The sequence below is a fragment of the Enterococcus avium ATCC 14025 genome, from assembly GCF_000406965.1.
Taxonomy (GTDB): domain Bacteria; phylum Bacillota; class Bacilli; order Lactobacillales; family Enterococcaceae; genus Enterococcus_A; species Enterococcus_A avium.
Map to the genome: position 1 here is coordinate 303,756 of NZ_KE136364.1, position 17,959 is coordinate 321,714.

The 17,959-nt window shown below is 32.4% G+C and carries 15 protein-coding genes; 14 read left to right on the plus strand and 1 reads right to left on the minus strand.

Annotated features, from left to right (window positions below; genetic code table 11):
- The 11 genes from OMU_RS24035 to OMU_RS14340 form a co-directional block, all read left to right on the plus strand.
- A partial coding sequence (locus OMU_RS24035) for a transposase (protein ID WP_270268135.1) occupies positions 1 to 113 on the plus strand: 113 nt, incomplete at its 5' end.
- Between the two features lie 952 nt (positions 114 to 1,065).
- Positions 1,066 to 2,457, plus strand: a complete 1,392-nt coding sequence (locus OMU_RS14295) for a sugar transferase (RefSeq protein ID WP_016180594.1) — start codon at positions 1,066 to 1,068, stop codon at positions 2,455 to 2,457.
- A gap of 13 nt (positions 2,458 to 2,470) precedes the next feature.
- A complete protein-coding gene (locus OMU_RS14300; RefSeq protein WP_016180595.1) occupies positions 2,471 to 3,295 on the plus strand; it encodes a glycosyltransferase in 825 nt (274 codons plus the stop codon).
- Positions 3,273 to 4,262 carry a glycosyltransferase family 2 protein gene (locus OMU_RS14305; RefSeq protein WP_016180596.1) on the plus strand — a complete coding sequence of 330 codons (990 nt, stop codon included), beginning with the start codon at positions 3,273 to 3,275 and terminating at the stop codon, positions 4,260 to 4,262. The genes OMU_RS14300 and OMU_RS14305 overlap by 23 nt, the downstream gene beginning before the upstream one ends.
- 17 nt (positions 4,263 to 4,279) lie before the next feature.
- Positions 4,280 to 4,981 (plus strand): IspD/TarI family cytidylyltransferase, encoded by a 702-nt coding sequence (locus tag OMU_RS14310; RefSeq protein WP_016180597.1) that lies wholly within the window; start codon positions 4,280 to 4,282, stop codon positions 4,979 to 4,981.
- Positions 4,982 to 4,995: 14 nt separating this feature from the next.
- Positions 4,996 to 6,051, plus strand: a complete 1,056-nt coding sequence (locus tag OMU_RS14315; protein WP_016180598.1) for an NAD-dependent epimerase/dehydratase family protein — start codon at positions 4,996 to 4,998, stop codon at positions 6,049 to 6,051.
- Positions 6,048 to 7,481: an O-antigen ligase family protein gene (locus OMU_RS14320; protein ID WP_016180599.1), complete on the plus strand. Its 1,434-nt coding sequence runs from the start codon at positions 6,048 to 6,050 to the stop codon at positions 7,479 to 7,481. The genes OMU_RS14315 and OMU_RS14320 overlap by 4 nt, the downstream gene beginning before the upstream one ends.
- A gap of 15 nt (positions 7,482 to 7,496) precedes the next feature.
- Complete coding sequence (locus tag OMU_RS14325) at positions 7,497 to 8,693, plus strand: CDP-glycerol glycerophosphotransferase family protein (RefSeq protein WP_016180600.1); 1,197 nt, start codon at positions 7,497 to 7,499, stop codon at positions 8,691 to 8,693.
- Between the two features lie 28 nt (positions 8,694 to 8,721).
- A complete protein-coding gene (locus OMU_RS14330; protein ID WP_016180601.1) occupies positions 8,722 to 9,588 on the plus strand; it encodes a capsular polysaccharide synthesis protein in 867 nt (288 codons plus the stop codon).
- Positions 9,589 to 9,603: 15 nt separating this feature from the next.
- Positions 9,604 to 11,049 carry an oligosaccharide flippase family protein gene (locus OMU_RS14335; protein ID WP_016180602.1) on the plus strand — a complete coding sequence of 482 codons (1,446 nt, stop codon included), beginning with the start codon at positions 9,604 to 9,606 and terminating at the stop codon, positions 11,047 to 11,049.
- A gap of 12 nt (positions 11,050 to 11,061) precedes the next feature.
- Positions 11,062 to 12,015: an NAD-dependent epimerase/dehydratase family protein gene (locus OMU_RS14340; protein ID WP_016180603.1), complete on the plus strand. Its 954-nt coding sequence runs from the start codon at positions 11,062 to 11,064 to the stop codon at positions 12,013 to 12,015.
- 137 nt (positions 12,016 to 12,152) lie between these two features.
- Here OMU_RS14340 and OMU_RS14345 read toward each other — a convergent pair whose 3' ends face one another.
- Positions 12,153 to 13,469: an ISL3 family transposase gene (locus tag OMU_RS14345; protein ID WP_016180604.1), complete on the minus strand. Its 1,317-nt coding sequence runs from the start codon at positions 13,467 to 13,469 to the stop codon at positions 12,153 to 12,155.
- A 242-nt stretch (positions 13,470 to 13,711) separates the two neighbouring features.
- Here OMU_RS14345 and OMU_RS14350 point away from each other — a divergent pair, with 242 nt between their 5' ends.
- The 3 genes from OMU_RS14350 to mltG all read left to right on the plus strand — a co-directional run bounded on the left by OMU_RS14350 (position 13,712) and on the right by mltG (position 17,893).
- Positions 13,712 to 14,650 (plus strand): glycosyltransferase family 2 protein, encoded by a 939-nt coding sequence (locus tag OMU_RS14350; RefSeq protein ID WP_016180605.1) that lies wholly within the window; start codon positions 13,712 to 13,714, stop codon positions 14,648 to 14,650.
- 363 nt (positions 14,651 to 15,013) lie between these two features.
- A complete protein-coding gene (locus tag OMU_RS14360) occupies positions 15,014 to 15,988 on the plus strand; it encodes a hypothetical protein (RefSeq protein WP_016180607.1) in 975 nt (324 codons plus the stop codon).
- 732 nt (positions 15,989 to 16,720) lie between these two features.
- Positions 16,721 to 17,893: an endolytic transglycosylase MltG gene (gene mltG / locus OMU_RS14365; RefSeq protein WP_376713091.1), complete on the plus strand. Its 1,173-nt coding sequence runs from the start codon at positions 16,721 to 16,723 to the stop codon at positions 17,891 to 17,893.
- Positions 17,894 to 17,959 lie beyond the last annotated feature (66 nt).

Here is a 17,959-nt window from a genome sequence, read left to right on the forward strand (position 1 = left end):
AAGGGAAGAATAACTTGATTAAAGTGATTAAGAGAGTGGCATTCGGTTTTAGAACCTTTCGCCACCTTCGTATGCGAATTCTGATTCAACAGAATCTTTGCGACATTATTTGAGCAAAAAAACAAAAAGAAAAAAGGAAACGCCGAAGCATTTCCTTTCAGTGATTTAATGAGAACAACACGATTTGACTTAGAGCCTTTTTTTGTTAGTGCATCTTTAAGTAAAGAGAACGATTTACTTCTATTTTTGATACTTATTACTTGTGTTATAGTAATAACCTTGATTTCGAATCTACTAAGTTATGGAGAATGGTGGACTAATGCAGTTTTTTGTTTCCCCTTAGGGGTTGTGTGGGGAGCAAAAGAAGGAGAAATGACCAACTTTCTATTTAAACGTTATCGAGTAACAATCGGGGCTGTAGCAGTACTATTTAGTTTATTTTTTTATATTGATGAAGTTTTTTATCATCCAATTATACGGTCACTTTCTGTTCTTTTCTTTGTTGTATTAATTATAATTTGTAGCTATAAAGTAACCTTCAAAAGCCCGATCTTTCATTTGCTAAAACCCTTCTCTTTTGAGTTGTATTTATATCAAGGGCTATTTATTCCATTGCTTCGTAGCAAAATATTTTTTATAGGAAATCGGTTACTATACGTATGTTCAGTTATTATGGCTACAGCTTTGTTGGCGTATTTAATGTATTTCATCGCTTCCTCTATAAGAAATACAATTGAAAAAAAAGAAAATCATTTATTTAGAGCCCCGTACAAAGACTAACAATCTATAATCATTACAGATTTTCTGAATGTAGTCTTATAACATATTAAACTTTAAAGAATACTTCGTCAACAAACCCTAACAATTGTTGAATTGTCATACAAATTCTTGTTTTATAAAAGGAGAAGTGAATAATTTTATCACTTTAGGTCAGGCGATCAAATTGGTGAATTTGACCGCTTTTTGTTCTTTGCTTTTTTATTACTTTTCATATGAACGCTACTTTTTTTTGAACGTGTATGGTAAGATGTGTAATGGATTATTTTGTGGATTAGGAGTGTTTGTATGAATAAAAATGGTGAATGGAGCGCTGCCCGTCGATTTTTTATTATCATGATGGATGTAGTTGTTTACAATTTTTCCATCTATTTTAGTTTTTGGCTGAAATTTAATGGAACCATTCCAGAAAGAAACTTTCAAACGTTTGAAAGTTCCGCATTATTTATTTCGATTTTCTTTATTTTATTAAATGTACTACTAGGAAGCTATGTTTTTTATAATCGAATCGTTAGCGATATTATCTTTGTGACGGTTATTGGTCAATTTTTGATGTCGCTAGGAATTATGATCATTACCTTCGCTGGACGTTGGTTTGCTTTTCCTAGAACTGTTATCTTAATTTCATTCTTGATGGGAACTATACTACTAATTATTTATCGTACAATCATTTATAAAGCATATATGAAACTGAGCTCAGATAAAATTGTCACTATTCTCGGATTTGAACAAGATGTCGCTCCTGCGATTCAAAACTTCAGCTCACAAAAAAATAATAAACATAAGGTTCAATCAGTTGTGTTAGACCATTTCTATGAAAATTTGAGAGGAATTATTGATGATGTAGATATTGTTTATTTAGCCTCTGAGATTGACGAGGCTGAAAAAATTAAGGTCTATCAACTTGTTACAAAGGAAGAGAAGAAGCTATTTCTAAATACAACATTTGAGAATCTCGTAACGATCAATCCTAACATTATGAATTTTGAAGATGAAAGCATAATTGAATCATCAGGTTTTAGAATTCCTTCTGAAGATGCGATGTTTAAACGTCTTTTTGATATTGTTGTTTCTTTGATCCTATTAGTTATTTCCTCTCCTTTTATGTTGATAACTGCAGTACTAGTAAAAGTAACCTCACCAGGACCGATCATATATAAGCAGATTCGAATTACACAAGATCAGAAAGAATTTCCGATTTATAAATTCCGTTCAATGAGTGCCACTGCAGAATCTAAATCGGGTCCCGTTTTAGCAAAAAGTAACGATGCTCGTGTGACACCAGTGGGTAAGTTTATACGTGCTGTTCGCTTTGATGAGTTACCTCAACTAATTAATGTATTAAAAGGTGACATGTCTATTATTGGGCCTCGTCCTGAACGACCGTTCTTTGTTGAGCAGTTTAATGATGAAAATCCATACTATTACTTGAGACATAATGTTCGTGCTGGAATTACAGGTTATGCCCAAGTTTATGGGAAATATGCATCCGACTATAATAGTAAGTTAAAATTTGATTTGTTGTATATTAAGAAGTATTCTTTCATGTTAGATCTGAAAATATTACTTCAAACAATCAAGATTCTATTTGATAAAGTATCTTCTCAAGGTTTAGAAGAAGATGAAATTTGTACATCATTAGATAAAATGAATTTCCCAAAAGATAAAATTTTTGAATAAAGGAGTGTTCTTTTTGCAAAGCGCTGATGTTAGTTTACTGATGTCTGTATATATAAAGGAAAATCCTGAATATTTTAGGCAGTCATTGAAAAGTGCTCTTGGACAAACCGTTAAAGCAAAAGAAATTGTTTTGATTTTAGATGGACCGATTACTACTGAGTTACAAGAGGTAATCATTGATTTTAAAAAAGACAATTTAGAAGTTTTAAAAGTTGTTCCTTTAGATAATAATGTTGGATTAGGTAAGGCTTTAGCGATTGGTGTAGAGGTTTGTAAATATGATTTGGTTGCTAGAATGGATACTGACGATATCATGCTTCCATCAAGAATTGAAAAACAGTACTCAGAATTTACTAAGGATCCTAATCTAACAATAGTTGGCTCCAATATAGATGAATTTTATGATTCACCTAAAAGTATTGTTGGCAGAAGAATCGTTCCAGAAACTAATAGAGAGATTCGAGAATTTTCAAAAAAACGTAATCCCTTTAATCATATGACAGTTATGTTTAAAAAGAAGGCTGTTTTGGATGTTGGAAATTATCAGCCAATGATGGGATTTGAGGACTATTACCTTTGGGTAAGATTATTAAAAGCTGGGTATAAAGGTAAAAATATTCAAGAGTCGCTTGTTTATGCTAGAACAGGCGAGGGAATGTATGCTCGGCGGGGTGGAAAAAAATATTTTATCGATGGACTAAAAGGTCGGAAAGCTATCTATCATGTTGGGTTGGGATCTATCTCAGATTTTTTAGTATCTTGTTCTGCACATATCGTAGTGAGCCTTTTACCCAATAAAATCAGAGGTCAAATATATGAAAGAAAACTTCGAAGGTAAGATTAAACTTTCTATAGTGATTCCAGTTTACAACGTTGAAGATACTATAGAGAGAGCTGTTGAGAGTATATTCTTAAACGATTTTAAAAATATAGAGGTATTGTTAATCGACGATGGCTCAACTGACAATAGCGGATTAATTTGTGATGAATTGTCAAAAAAGTTGGATAAAGTTTATTGTTATCATAAAGATAATGGCGGCTTATCCTCTGCAAGAAACTATGGGTTAAAGAGAATTAGTGGTGAACTTATAGCCTTTTTAGATAGCGATGACTATTTTCTACCAGGATGTATAGATAAAGTTATAGATGATTTTAAAAATAATAATCCTGAGATTGTTTGTTTTGGATTGAAGAAAGGGAAAACTGAAGAAGATGCAATTGAGTTAATCAGCAGTAGGAAAATAGGCAGTAGTAACTCTGAAGCAGTTGAATTACTTTTTAAAAGTAAAGCAATTGATTTTTATGCATGGAACAAAGTTTTTAAAAAGGAAATTTTTAATAATATTGAATTTCCTGAAGGTAAACTGTATGAAGATATGGTACCAATTTATCATGCTTTTAAAGCTGCTCATACTATTGATATTCTAGATTTTGCAGGGATTTTCTATTTTCAAAACGGTGATAGCATTGTTTATCAGGATTTTAATCCTAAACAGTATGATAATATCATACAAAGAAAAATTCTTCTAAATGATGTAAAAAAGGATTTTCCAGAATTTTTAAATCTAGCCATAGCTAGATTGGTAGATGGGTACTTATCTACAGGTTTTAAAATAGGAAATTCTAAAAGAGATAATCTTGACAGAAAAAAATATTACAACACATCAAAAGTGGAGATTAAAGAAATACTAAAAAAAGTCAAAGGTAATAAAGAGGTTTCTTTTGCCAAAAGGGTCGCCTTATACTTATATCTTACTAATTCGGGCTTATACTCAGTTTTATATAAGAAAATTTTAAGAAAATAATAGGAGCTGAACTGATTATGATAACTGCAGTGATCATTGCTGGTGGAGTGGGCAAACGAATGGGTCAATCCATCCCTAAACAATTCATTATGATAAATAATAAACCAATCATCATATATACTCTGGAATCATTTGAACACCATCCATTAGTAGACAGGATTTTAGTTGTTTGTAAATCTGGTTGGGAAGAAACTCTAAAAGGATATATAAAGGAATTTGGACTTAAAAAGATTGAATGGATTATTGAAGGCGGAAAAATTGGTCAGGAGTCTATTAATAAAGGTGTTCAGTTTTTGAAAGACTATTCTGAAGATGATGACACAATTATTATACACGATGGTATACGACCTTTGGTAGATGAAATAGTATTATCTGATGTAATTGTTAAATGTCAGGAAAATGGGAATGCGGTTACTTCTTTACCCTACAATGAACAAATCTTTATCAAGGATACTGAAGAAACTACTACATCATATATCGATAGAAATACTATTAGAAGAGTATCAACACCACAGGCTTATAAATATGATAAATTACTAGAATCATATAACAGAGCGGTGGAAGAAAAAATTGGTATGACCGATTCTTCTTACACAAATACTATGATGGTAGAATTAGGTGAAACTCTGTATTTTGCTGCGGGATCAGATAAAAATATTAAACTGACTACAACTGATGATCTAGAGCTATTTAAAGCTTATCTTAAAATGAATGATTAGGGGATGAAAGAATTTTGCTTCAATCCAATAGTATATATATGGATGATATTCTAACTGTTTCAAAAGATTTAGCTAGTTTAAACATTAAAAATAAACGTTTTTTGATTTTGGGTGCAACCGGGTTAATCGGGCGCTTTTTTATTGATGTATTAATGTACGGAAATAAGCTATACGGATTACAAAACACTATAATAGGTGTTGGAAGAAATAGAAATAAGCTATTAAAGCTTTTTCCTGATTATACTGATGATGCTTTTTTTGATGTAATCGAATTTGATATCAATAAGAGACTCCCTAGTGATTTATCATGTGATTACATATTGCAAGCGGCTAGTAATACTCACCCTAAGGCATATGCCACCGATCCCATTGGTACAATAACGACGAATATTATTGGCACTCAAAATATTTTAGAATTTGCGCGAGAGAAAAAGGTTGAAAGAACAATTTTCTTTTCTAGTGTTGAAATTTATGGGGAGAATAGGCAAGATGTCAAATACTTTGACGAAAGTTATATGGGATACATTGATTGCAATACTTTAAGAGCAGGATATAGCGAATCTAAAAGGACTAGCGAAGCCTTATGTCAAGCGTATATTTCCAAATATAATCTTGATATCGTCATTGCTAGGATAAGTCGCGTATTTGGGCCTACGGTTGACCTAAGGGATTCTAAAGCTTCTACACAGTTTATTCTTAATGGAGCCAATAATCAGGATGTAATTCTAAAAAGCAAAGGAGATCAACTGTTTTCTTATAGCTACGTAGGGGATGTTGTTTCTGCGCTATTAACATTAATAAAGAAGGGCACAAAAGGCGAAGCATACAACATAAAGGGGCTAGATAGCGATGTAACCCTTAGGGAGTTTGCTGAAAGTATTGCTAGTTATTCTAGTAAAAAGGTTATATTTGAATTGCCAGATGAGATCGAAAAAAAAGGTTTCTCAACAGCTAATGTGGCATTGTTGGATGATAAAAAAATAAAAAGTCTTGGTTGGACACCGAAATTTAATTTTAAGGAATCCTTAGAGAAGACAATTGAGATACTGAAAAAGGAGCTTTTTTCATGATTGCAGATACAAAAATCAATTCATACCTTGAGCGTTTTCGTTCTTTTTATGTACTTTATTTTGGAACGATATTAATTTTTAAAGAATTTGGACCGTATGACTTTATACCCAAAATTTTGAACACAATTTTGGTGGTACCTGCTGGTCTAGTCGGAGCGCTCTTCATTCTGTATGATTTGCTACAAATGATTAGATTAAAAAAGTTTTCTTATAACATTCCTCTTTTTGTATTTTTAATTGTTATGGGGATTTCTAGTTTATTAAACTATCATTATGGTCTTGGATCTAATATCAAGCTCTTGTTAAATGAGGGGATTTATTTACTTGTAATATATGAGTTTAGTCATAATAGAAATCATTCCGAACGAACAATAGAAATCTTTGCTAAGACTCTGATTACAATTTGGTTTGTATTTGTAACTATCTCAAACGTGATGTTTGTTTTTCAAATGCAGCATAGTGTTAAATTGCCAAATAGATTTCATCCATTAAGACTTGGGTTTCTTGAAAATAGATTATTTGGTGTTTTTTCTGATCCAAACTTTGCTTCAACTGTATGTTTGATTTCAATAATTTTTTCTTGTATGTTTTTATTCCAAAAGCAGATAAAAAATCAAATATTACGTGTTTTTCTTTATGTTAATTGTTTTTTTTGTTTAAGCTTCATTCTCCTATCGGGCTCTAGAACAGGATTAATAGAAACTTTAGCAATTGTTTTTCTTGCTGGCTTTACTTTAGTGAACCAATATCTACTTAAAAAAGGAAAATCTGTATCTCTTAGCATATTAATGAGTGTGGTTATTAACGCAATGATAACTGGAATTGTTTTTCTTGTCTTGAATTTATTAAAAAATGGACTAACTCTTATCCCTGACTTTGTTGAAAGTCTAAAAATAAAAGCTGGAAATAATAATATGGAAATCCAAGGAAATCAAAAACCAGTTAAATTGACAAGAAATGATGTAACAGATTCTAATGATTTATCTAATGGGAGATTTGGCATTTGGAAAGCCGGTTTTCTGATGTTTAAGCAGAATTTTCTATTTGGTGTTGGTCCGTCACGTGAAGGTATTGTTAGTTATGCTAAAGCTTTCTTACCTGAAACTTATGTTGCAAAAACAGGATTATCTCTGCACAGTTTTGTTGTTCATACACTTGCTGGAACTGGAATCATTGGATTTATCACTTTCTTCTCATTTTATTTAAGTAAAGCACTTTTAGCAATAAAGTCTGTTTTTCTAGATAAAAATTTATATAAAACAGTTTATTTCTATAATATTCTAATTATTGCAGCAATCAGTATTAATGCAGTTTTATCTTCAGAGATTATTCTAGTTAATAAAATTGGAGCCTTCATTTTTTGGCTATTGTTAGGTCAGTTAGTATATCATTATTTTCCTGAAAAAAAATCTAGACATAGTGTTGCTTAAGAAAGAAGTGTTTTTTTGAAATCAAAATTAAAAATAGTAAGAGTAGTTTTTCTTAGAATTATTGATTATTCTTTGTTCTATTTATGCTACCCACTTCTTTTCTTTTTTCCTGTAAAAAAGAATAAAATAGTTGTCTCAAATTTTTGGGGAAAGGCGTACGGAGAGAATCCCAAATACATTGTTGATTATTTATTAAAAAATTATTCTAATTTAGATATAGTTTGGCTTTGTAAACCAGATATTATACTTAATAAGCATAGTGAATTTCCAAATGAAATTCGTTTAGTAAAAAATAATTCCTTTAGAGCTTTGTTGGAATTACATACTGCAAAAATTTGGATCGATAATTGTCGAAAAAACTTTCACCCAAGAAAACGTAAAGATCAATTCTATCTCCAGACTTGGCATGCAGGGTTTGGACTAAAGCGGATTGAACATGATATCGAACAATTCCTTAGCAAAAGATATGTGCGTGTGGCGAAAAAAGATTCTCAAATGTGTGATCTATTAGTATTTGAACATTCAAACTTATTTAAAAATTTACATTATACTTTTTGGTACTCAGGAGAGTTTTACAGAAATGGTATACCGAAGAACGATATTATAGTAAAGAATGATACTTCAACAATTGAAAAAGTATACATGCATTATCGAATAGAAAAAAATAAAAAAATTTTGCTTTATGCTCCGACTTTTAGAGAAGATGGTAGTCTTGAGATTAATATAGAAAGTCTTAAAAAATTGAAGCAGAGCTTTGAGTCTAAATTTAATTTTGAGATAGTCATACTATTGAGACTACATCCTAATGATATATTGAGGCATGCAACCTTAATTCATGAATTAACAAGTGTTGATTATATAATAGATGCTAATGATTACCCTGATACTCAAGAATTACTCTGTGCATTAGAGATATTAATTACGGATTATTCATCTATTTTTGGAGAAATGTTGATTTCTAAAAAGAAATGCTTTTTATACGCTTATGATTATGACAGTTATATGAAAAATCGGGGTTTAGTATTGGATTTAAATGATTTACCATTTCCAGTTTCAAAGAGCCTGAATCAACTTATAAGTCAAATAGAAAAATTTGACGAATTTGTTTACTATACTTCAATTGAAAATTTTAATAAGGATTATGGGGTCTTTGAGTCAGGTGAGGCTAGCAAAGAACTTGGCGATCGAATTATCAGTGAAATAGGTAATTAAAATTTTTATGTAGGTAGGTTTAAATTTAATGGAATTAGCAAGACTAATTGAGAAGATGTATCTTGGGGCAACAGTGTATCGACCAAGATTTAAATATTCTAAATCTTTGGATGCAGATAGGCGAGCATTTAATGCATACAAATATTTAAATAAAAAATACAAGCCACAATACAAAAAAGATGAAATGAACACTAGCAATTATATTTGGGTTTGTTGGTTACAGGGATTTGAACAATCTCCAGAAATAGTCCGTGCTTGCTTGCGTTCTGTTAAGGAGAATTGCAAAGGAAGAGAGATTGTTTTTTTAAATGAAAAAAATCTTAATGATTTTATCAAATTACCTGATTATATTATTACCAAATGGAAGCGAGGAATTATTTCTAATGCGCAGTTTTCTGATATTGTTCGCGCGGATCTATTAGCTAATTTTGGGGGTATCTGGATTGATGCGACAGTTTTCTTGACTGGCCCTTTAGAAAAATATATCATTGACGCGGATTTGTTTGCATTCAGAACGACTTTTAATGATAATAAAGATGCTCCGATTTTAATTTCAAGTTGGTTCTTATCTTCAAAAAGAAATAATCCTATTATCACTGAGACTAGAAGGTTGATGTTAGAGTATTGGAAAGACCATAATGTTTTGGTCAACTATTATCTTTTTCACCTTTTCTTTAGCATGGTTGCTAGAAGCTTTTCAAATGAGTGGAAAAATGTACCTCAACAAACCAATGGAAATTCTCACCTCCTACAATTTCGTTTAAATGAAAAGTACAAAGAGGAAGAGTTCTTGCATTTATGTAAGTTGACCAATATTCACAAATTGACCTATAAAGATGTTCATTACGAGCCTGAAACGGTTGGTAAATTTCTTATAAAGCGGTCTAAGATTTAAGAGAGGAAGAACAGCATGAAAAATATTGCCAAAAACTTTTTCTCGAATGCATTTTATCAAGTATTTTCAATCATTTTTCCTTTGTTAACGATGCCGTATATTGCTAGGATCTTAGGTGCGGAAAAGATTGGTATCTATAATTATACTTATTCAATTGCAATTTACTTTGCATTAGTTGTTAAACTAGGGGTAGATCATTATGGGAATCGTTCTATTGCCAAAGTTGGAGAAAATGTTGAAAGACGTAGTATACTTTTTTTCGAAATCTTCGGAATACAATTATTTAGTGGTATTGTTTGCATACTTTTGTATCTGATTTACGTATTTAATTTTGCTCGACAATATCAAGATATTGCTTTATTGCAGGTATTTCTTATTGTGAGCTATATGCTAGATATTAATTGGTTTTTCTATGGAATACAGCAATTTAATATCGTTATTGTTAGAAATATTTTAGTTAAGTTATCAACTTTGATTTTTATTTTCCTTCTTGTTAAAAATAAAAATGATCTTTGGTTGTACACACTAATCATGAATGGTAGTGCGATTGCAGGATTTTTAATCACTTGGTTTCAAGTTAAAAACTACATTTTTTATAAAAAAATCAAGTTATCAGAAGTGACTAAGCACTTTAAACCATCGGCAATTCTATTTATACCTATTGTTTCTGCAACTATTTATACTAGTTTTACCTCAGTATTTTTAGGAAATTTGAGCAGTATAAAAGATGTTGGCTTTTACAATGCTGGAAGTCAAGTTTTATCAATGCCTAAAGGAATAATAGCTGCATTAGGTACTGTAATGTTGCCACAAATGTCTGCTATTTATGAGAAGAAGGATGCGAAAGCAGAAGCAACTAGATACCTTAATTACTCTGTAATTTTTGCTTTATTTCTTTCCATAGCATTTGCCTTTGGTATATTGGGAGTTTCAAAAGATTTTGTACCATTATTCTACGGGAAAGATTTTAATGCAAGTATCTTAGTGTTAAATGGACTAGCCCTATATCTCCCTTTCTACGCTCTTGGCAATGTTATCAGAACACAATATTTGATCCCACAATCTAAAGATAAACCATTCGTGATATCTGTATTGCTTGGAGCTTTGACTAGTATTATTGTTAACTTGTTGTTAGTTAAACCATTTGGATTGCTTGGTGCGACTATCGCAACTTTTCTATCTGAAAGTGTCCTTGCAATTTATCAAATTTTGGCTGCTCGAAAAGAAATAGCTTTCAAGGTGTTTTTAAGTCCATTTATCGTGTTTTTTATATCTGGTATAATAATGATGGTTGTTCTTGATATTTTACCGCTGGCTGGGTTATCAATATTCGTTAGGCTTTTATTAAAAATAGGGATTGGTGTTGTTCTCTATTTAATAATAACTTTATTCTATTTTAGATATTCGAATAATGAAGTTATACGGAGCACTAGAGAATGGATCATGAAGAGAGTTAAGTAAGGAGTAGAAGGTATGTCATATAAATATTTAATCACTGGTGGTGCAGGTTTCATTGGATCTACATTGGCAAATTATCTATCCAAAGAAAATTCAGTAATTGTGATTGACGATTTATCTATGGGAAAAGAAGAAAACTTGATCAAAAGTTCGAAACTCCAATTTATTAATGGCTCTGTTACTGATAGTGAGTTGATGAATGATATTCTATCAAACAATACTTTCGATTACGTTTTTCATCTAGCTGCGATAGCGAGTGTGGCTGATTCTGTTGAACGTCCGGTTGAAACGCATCAAGTTAATTTCGAGAGTGTTTTGATGTTGTTAGAACTAATAAGAAAATATCAAAAGGACTTGAAGCGATTAGTCTTTAGCTCTTCAGCTGCGGTATATGGAGATGAGCCTACTCTTCCCAAAAAAGAGGAGTCGGTTATTCGTCCATTGACTCCATATGCAGTCGATAAATTTGCAGCAGAGCAGTATGTGCTGGACTACAATCATCTTTATGGTGTTAAGACGAGTGCGGTGCGCTTCTTTAATGTGTATGGGCCGAATCAGAATCCAGAATCTCCTTATAGTGGAGTGATTTCAATCTTAGTTGATCGCTATAAGAAAATTCAAAAGGGTGAGGATACGCAGTTCATATTGTTTGGAGAGGGTTCGCAATCTCGAGATTTTGTGTTCATTGAAGATGTAGTCCAAGCATTGTTACTTGTGGCAAAAAAGGAAGAGTCTTTAGGTAAACAATTCAATGTTGGGACAGGAATTGCGACTACATTAAATGGATTGATTGAGATTATAGATAGAACATTAGGATTCAAACTGCCACTAGAACATGAGGCTGAAAGGGATGGCGATATTAAAGAATCAGTTGCTGATATCTCTAGACTAAAGAGTTTAGGTTTTACACCTAGTTTTAGTGTTCGAGAAGGCATGAAAAAATATTTAGTTTCAGAAGAATTGATATAGTCAAAAACGTTAACTTGGAAAGAGACTTTGGATTTCAAGTTAACGTTTTTTAGGCTCTAAGTCAAATCGTGTTGTTCTCATTAAATCACTGAAAGGAAATGCTTCGGCGTTTCCTTTTTTCTTTTTTGATTTTTTGTTCAAATAATGTCGCAAAGATTCTGTTGAATCAGAATTCGCATACGAAGGTGGCGAAAGGTTCTAAAACCAAACGCCACTCTCTTGATCACTTTAATCAAGTTATTCTTCCCTTCAAGTTTTCCGTTCGAATAGGGGTATTTTAACGCATTGATAATCGCTTGTTTGTGTTTGTTTAAGTAAAGAATCGCTTTTTTAAATGCTGGATCAAGCATCGGAGGTAAGTGATCAATGCGTTCGTAAAAGTCCTTATAATCTTTGGCATCAAAGGCATCCAACAAATTTTGATACACATCATAGCTTGTCCGTAAGCGCTCGTCAATCGATAATAAATAATCCAATACTTCCGATTCCGTCAGGTATTTCCGTTGGAAAAGCGGGTATTGTTTGAGCGAAGAATAATTGATTTTTCTATTTTTTTTCAGAATGGTTCGCCAATATTTCTTAAGCTTGCGATACTTTTTCATGGCTTGCGGGTCGCTCTTTTTCAAGTGATTCATGGTTTTTATCCGTTGTTTATTAAACGCACGATTGAGTTGTTGGATCACATGAAATCGATCAATGGAAATCCGAGCATTTGGGAAAACGACCTTTGTCACAGAATCATAGCCCGCATTCATATCCATCACGACATGAGAAACGTTTTTCCGTGCGTGATAAGTAAAACGCATGAAATAGGCGATCAGCTTGAAGCTTCTTCGATCCTCTAAAATATCAAAGATTTTCCCCGTATCCGCGTCACTGAGAATAAAACACATGGCGCCCTGACAGTCCTTAGTTCCTTTGAATTCATCAATCAATAGATGTTTGGGTAAGTAATTGGGCTTCAGTCGTGGTTCTTCAAAAAAAGAATCCAAGACCCGTTCGACCGTTTTAGCGGAAACCAAGTAACGTTGAGCGATATCTTTCATCGAAATTTTCTTCTTTAAATCAACAGCGATCGCAAACTTGAGCGCTTGGGAGAGATAACAGTTTTCTGCGACATAATAGGTTTTAGCTGAAAAGGTATGGTGACACTGTTTACAATAAAACCGTTGTTTATAGAGATGAAGATAGGTAGACACCTCTTGATAAGGGAGTAATTGAATCCAGCTATCTTTGTAGCCATGATGGATGACGGAGTCGTAGCCGCAACACTCACACCGAGGAGACGGATAGCTCAGTCGACCAGTAAAGACGGTGGCCATTCTGTCATGGACTTTTTCTTTTGAAACGGCGTCTTTAGAAAAAGTAATGTTGGAATCGTGAATATTTAGGATTTGTTTGATGGTTTTGTCTAGGCAATTATCTTTATATTTGATATTCTTAATACTGGACATTTGGTTCGCCTCCTATGATTGGGTTCAGCGATTTAATTATAGGACAACCAAATGTCTTTTTGTATAAAAAAATACTTGGTGTTCTCATTCAGAAAGAGTAACAACACCAAATATTATAGAACCTTTTTTTAAAGGATTTAATTGAAAAAAATACCATTTCAAAATATTTTTATAAGGTATAGAAATATTTCATAAACTCTTGTATTCTATTGTTAGTGTTTATTTTAAGGAGAATAGTAAAAATGGAAGAAAAAATAGCGATACTGCTTCCGTGTTATAACGAAGCTTTGACAATTAAGAAAGTAATCAATGATTTTCAAAGAGAATTACCCAAAGCAGATATTTACGTTTATGATAACAATTCAACAGATGAAACTTATCAAATTGCGCTTGATGAAGGTGCAATTGTAAGAAAAGAACCAAGACAGGGAAAAGGGAATGTGATCCGTCAAATGTTTTTTGATATCGAAGCTGATTATTATTTAATGGTGGATGGAGATGATACTTATCCAGCAGAAGCTTGTCACGATTTATTACATGCCTTAAAGGAAAAACGGGCTGACATGGTTATTGGGGATAGGTTGTCAAATGGAACATACTTTAACGAAAATAAAAGAGCTTTCCATGATTTTGGGAATAACTTGGTTAAGAATTCAATTAATTGGCTTTACAAAGCTAATATCAAAGATGTGATGACGGGTTATAGAGGTTTTAACAGATTGTTCGTCAAAAGTTTTCCTGTAATGAGTAGTGGATTTCAAATTGAGACTGAGTTTACGATTCATGCTTTAGATAAAAGATTTAAGTTGGTTGAAATACCCATCGATTATCGAGACCGTCCAGAAGGTAGTGAATCAAAGTTAGACACTTTTTCTGATGGAACCAAAGTATTAATGACTATTTTTAAAATGTGTAAAGACTATAAGCCACTTTTCTTTTTTACAATGTGGTTTGCGTTATTTTTTATTTTAGGATTATTAGTGGGAATACCAGTAATCAGTGAATATGTTCGAACAGGTTTCATTGACAAGATACCTTCAGCAATTTTAGCAACGGGTTTAATGACTTTTTCAATGTTATTACTTGTTACAGGATTTATCTTAGATACGGTAGTAACAGATAATAAAAAGAATTATGAGTTGAAGTTATATGGAATTTACGACAAAGCAAATGAAAAATAATGTCATTTGCTTTATGTTTTTGTTTTTTAGATAAATTTCTTATTCGAGCTATTGTAAATGAACTTATTAATTTATAAATACTTTTAGCAAATATTTTTTTTAGAGGTGGGAAATGTTAAGGAGATCATTTAGATTCTTTTTAGTGATGATAATAGTATATGTTTCTCTATTATCTTTTGCATATAGTTTTTCAAATGAGAACATAAAGACAAATCAGGCTGAATCTCTTTCTATCTTGGAGAATGAAGGGGATTATCCATCTCTGAGTAAACCAGACTTGAAAGGCTCTCAATTAGATAATTTCACTGATAAACTAATGATAGATAGAACGAAAAAAATGTTGAGAATCCTTTGAAGGCTGCAATGTCGATAAATAATTATTCAAGGTATTGGCATGGATATCAAATATTTTTGAGGCCGCTACTTATTTTTATTAATTATGGTAGTATAAGACAACTTTATGGGATTGTTATTATGTTATTGTTGGGATTAAATATTGTATTAATGGTAAAAAAGCGAGATTCTTTTTTTGCATTATCATTTTTTTTAAGTTTCTATTTTGTTAGATTTTATTCATTCTTTCTTAGTATGCAATTTTCAAATGTATTTATTGTTATGCTGGCTTTCAATCTATTCATCTTAACAAGAAATGATGCTGATTTGAAAACAAATAATTACTATCTTGCTTTTTTTATTGTAGGGTCAATAACAAATTTTATAGATTTATTGACTGTACCCATGATAACTTTGGGTGTACCTTTGATAACTCTTCTTTATTCAAAAATTAAGTTATATCATTATAGGGAAAAATCTATTATTCAATTTTTTAAAGAAATCCTATTAACTATATTTTCTTGGGGGATGGGTTATGGATTTACCTGGATAAACAAATGGTTACTTGCTTCGGTAATTTTAAAAGAGAACACTATCAAGGTAGCTATAGATCAAGCGATTTTTAGAACTGAAGGAAACAAAGCCTATCCTTTAGATAGAATAGACATGATAAAGAGTAACGCAGGCCTAATTTTAGATAAATTGAATTTTTTAGCATTAGTTCTTGCTGTTTTACTGGTTATTTTTTTAGTAATCTATAAAAAGAAAGTTATCAAAGGGAGAGTTAATCCGCAGAGTATCGTCTTATTATTTGTAAGTCCCTTTCCTTATATTTGGTATTTAGCGATGTCAAATCATTCGCAAATCCATTATTGGTTTACTTATAGATTACAAATAATTACAGTTTTTTCATTGTTTTCTTTTTTAGCCTATATTTCTAGCCAACTCTTTCCAATAGTAAAACTAAAGGATGATAATGCAAATGAAATTAATCAACTAAAATAATGTCTCGATGATTTTATGTATATTGTTAGCAATGTTTTAAGTATGGTTAATTGTAGTCAAAGAAGATTCTCTATATATTTCCTTAACTAAATAAATTTTACATTTCCCTCCTCTTTCATTTCATGTATAATGGTTTAAGTTATGACATGAAGTAAGGAGGAGTTGTTTTTGTCTGAGGATCAAAACCAACACTCGGAAGAAGGGTCTTTTAAAGAGCAGATCATGCGGGCTTTAGAAGAGGGCCGAAAGAATCGCGAAGTAGAACCAACGAAAAAAGCGAGCTCAATATCCGCTGGGCCTTCGAAAACAAAAAAGGATACTAGTGATGACGACGATTTGGCTTCGTCTTATGAGCGTTTATTTGGCAATAGACAAAAGAAAGAATCAACTGCTGCTGAGCGAAAGTCTGAGCCGATTGAAGAAGAGATAAAAAAAGAGGAACCTCTGAAGAAAGAAAAAGAATCAGAGAAAAAGGTTCATCTTGATGACTCTGAAGCAAAGTCTAAGATAAGAAAAGAGAGAAAGAAGTCTACAGCAGAGAAAACGAGTCCGATAAAAAAAGAGCAAACCAAAGAACCTTTAGTAATTCAAGAAAAGAAAGCAGAGTCTCGTCGTGACGAATCAAAACGAGCGGCTAAGACTGTCCCATCTAAGAAGAAAGAAAAGGCAGAGGGGATAAAACAGTCGAAGCATGATGAGCATGTTGAAGAAGAGCCATCAATTTTCCAACGTATTGGTGAGAAATTTGATGATCTTCGTAATATGGATGAAGACTTTGAAGGTGATTTAAGTGAGGAGAGCAACTTGAAACGAGCAGAACGTCGCAAAGAGGATCGAGTCGTCCGCAAAATTGTTTATATATTGACGATTGGTATTTTGATCGTCGCAGGGATTTTAGCGATTTCGGGTTATAACTATGTTAGTGCTGGATTGAAACCGCTGGATAAAAATGACAAAAAATTGGTTCAGGTAGAGGTGCCGAGCGGCTCATCGAACCGTCAAATCGGTGACATTTTAGAAGAAGGAGAAGTGATCCGAGATGGAATGGTTTTTAATTTCTATACGAAATTCAAAAACCTAACGAACTTCCAGGCGGGTTATTATCAATTTTCTCCTAATATGACGCTGGATCAAATTAGTAAAGAATTGCAGCAAGGTGGAAGTGCCGAGCCGTTAGATGATGCTTCGAAATTGACTGTTCCTGAAGGTTATGATGTTGATAAGATTGCAAGTTTAGTCGCGAAGAAAACAGACTTTAAGAAGGAAGATTTCATCAAAGTAATGAAAGATGACAAATTCTTTGAACAGCTGAAAGCACAGTATCCAGATTTATTAACGGATGCTGGTAACGCAAAGGATGTTCGTTATCGCTTAGAGGGATATTTGTTCCCAGCGACTTATAATGTTCATAAAAATAGGAGTCTCGAAGATCTAGTAACTCAAATGGTAGATACAACGAATCAAATCCTAACGCCATATTATAGTCAAATTAAGGAAAAGGGATTAAACGTTCAAGAGGTCATGACATTGGCTTCGTTGGTCGAAAAGGAAGGGGTTACTCAATCTGACCGTAAGAAAATTGCACAAGTCTTCTTTAATCGGATTGAAGCACAAATGCCTTTACAATCAGATATTTCAATTCTTTACGCTTTAGGTGAGCATAAAGAAGTTGTCACGATTAAGGATACAGAAGTGGACTCGCCGTATAACTTATATACGAATACTGGATATGGACCAGGGCCATTTGACAATCCAAGTCAAGAAGCAATCCTAGCTGTCCTTGATCCAACGGAGAATGATTATATTTATTTTGTTGCAGATATCTCAACAGGAAAAGTATACTATGCGAAGACTTACGAAGAGCATATGGAATTGGTCGAAAAATATGTCAATAAAGAGAAATAAACAATTTACATTACAGTAATTACGTGGTAATCTTTTGTGGATTAAATCTATAAAAGATTACCTTTC

Bases quoted from the DNA above. Each gene is read 5' to 3' on its own strand.
- OMU_RS14335 (WP_016180602.1), top strand. From the start codon at position 9,604: ATGAAAAATATTGCCAAAAACTTTTTCTCGAATGCATTTTATCAAGTA.
- OMU_RS14345 (WP_016180604.1), bottom strand. From the start codon at position 13,469: ATGTCCAGTATTAAGAATATCAAATATAAAGATAATTGCCTAGACAAA.
- OMU_RS14360 (WP_016180607.1), top strand. From the start codon at position 15,014: ATGTCGATAAATAATTATTCAAGGTATTGGCATGGATATCAAATATTT.
- OMU_RS14350 (WP_016180605.1), top strand. From the start codon at position 13,712: ATGGAAGAAAAAATAGCGATACTGCTTCCGTGTTATAACGAAGCTTTG.
- OMU_RS14320 (WP_016180599.1), top strand. From the start codon at position 6,048: ATGATTGCAGATACAAAAATCAATTCATACCTTGAGCGTTTTCGTTCT.
- OMU_RS14330 (WP_016180601.1), top strand. From the start codon at position 8,722: ATGGAATTAGCAAGACTAATTGAGAAGATGTATCTTGGGGCAACAGTG.
- OMU_RS14295 (WP_016180594.1), top strand. From the start codon at position 1,066: ATGAATAAAAATGGTGAATGGAGCGCTGCCCGTCGATTTTTTATTATC.
- OMU_RS14305 (WP_016180596.1), top strand. From the start codon at position 3,273: ATGAAAGAAAACTTCGAAGGTAAGATTAAACTTTCTATAGTGATTCCA.
- OMU_RS14340 (WP_016180603.1), top strand. From the start codon at position 11,062: ATGTCATATAAATATTTAATCACTGGTGGTGCAGGTTTCATTGGATCT.
- OMU_RS14310 (WP_016180597.1), top strand. From the start codon at position 4,280: ATGATAACTGCAGTGATCATTGCTGGTGGAGTGGGCAAACGAATGGGT.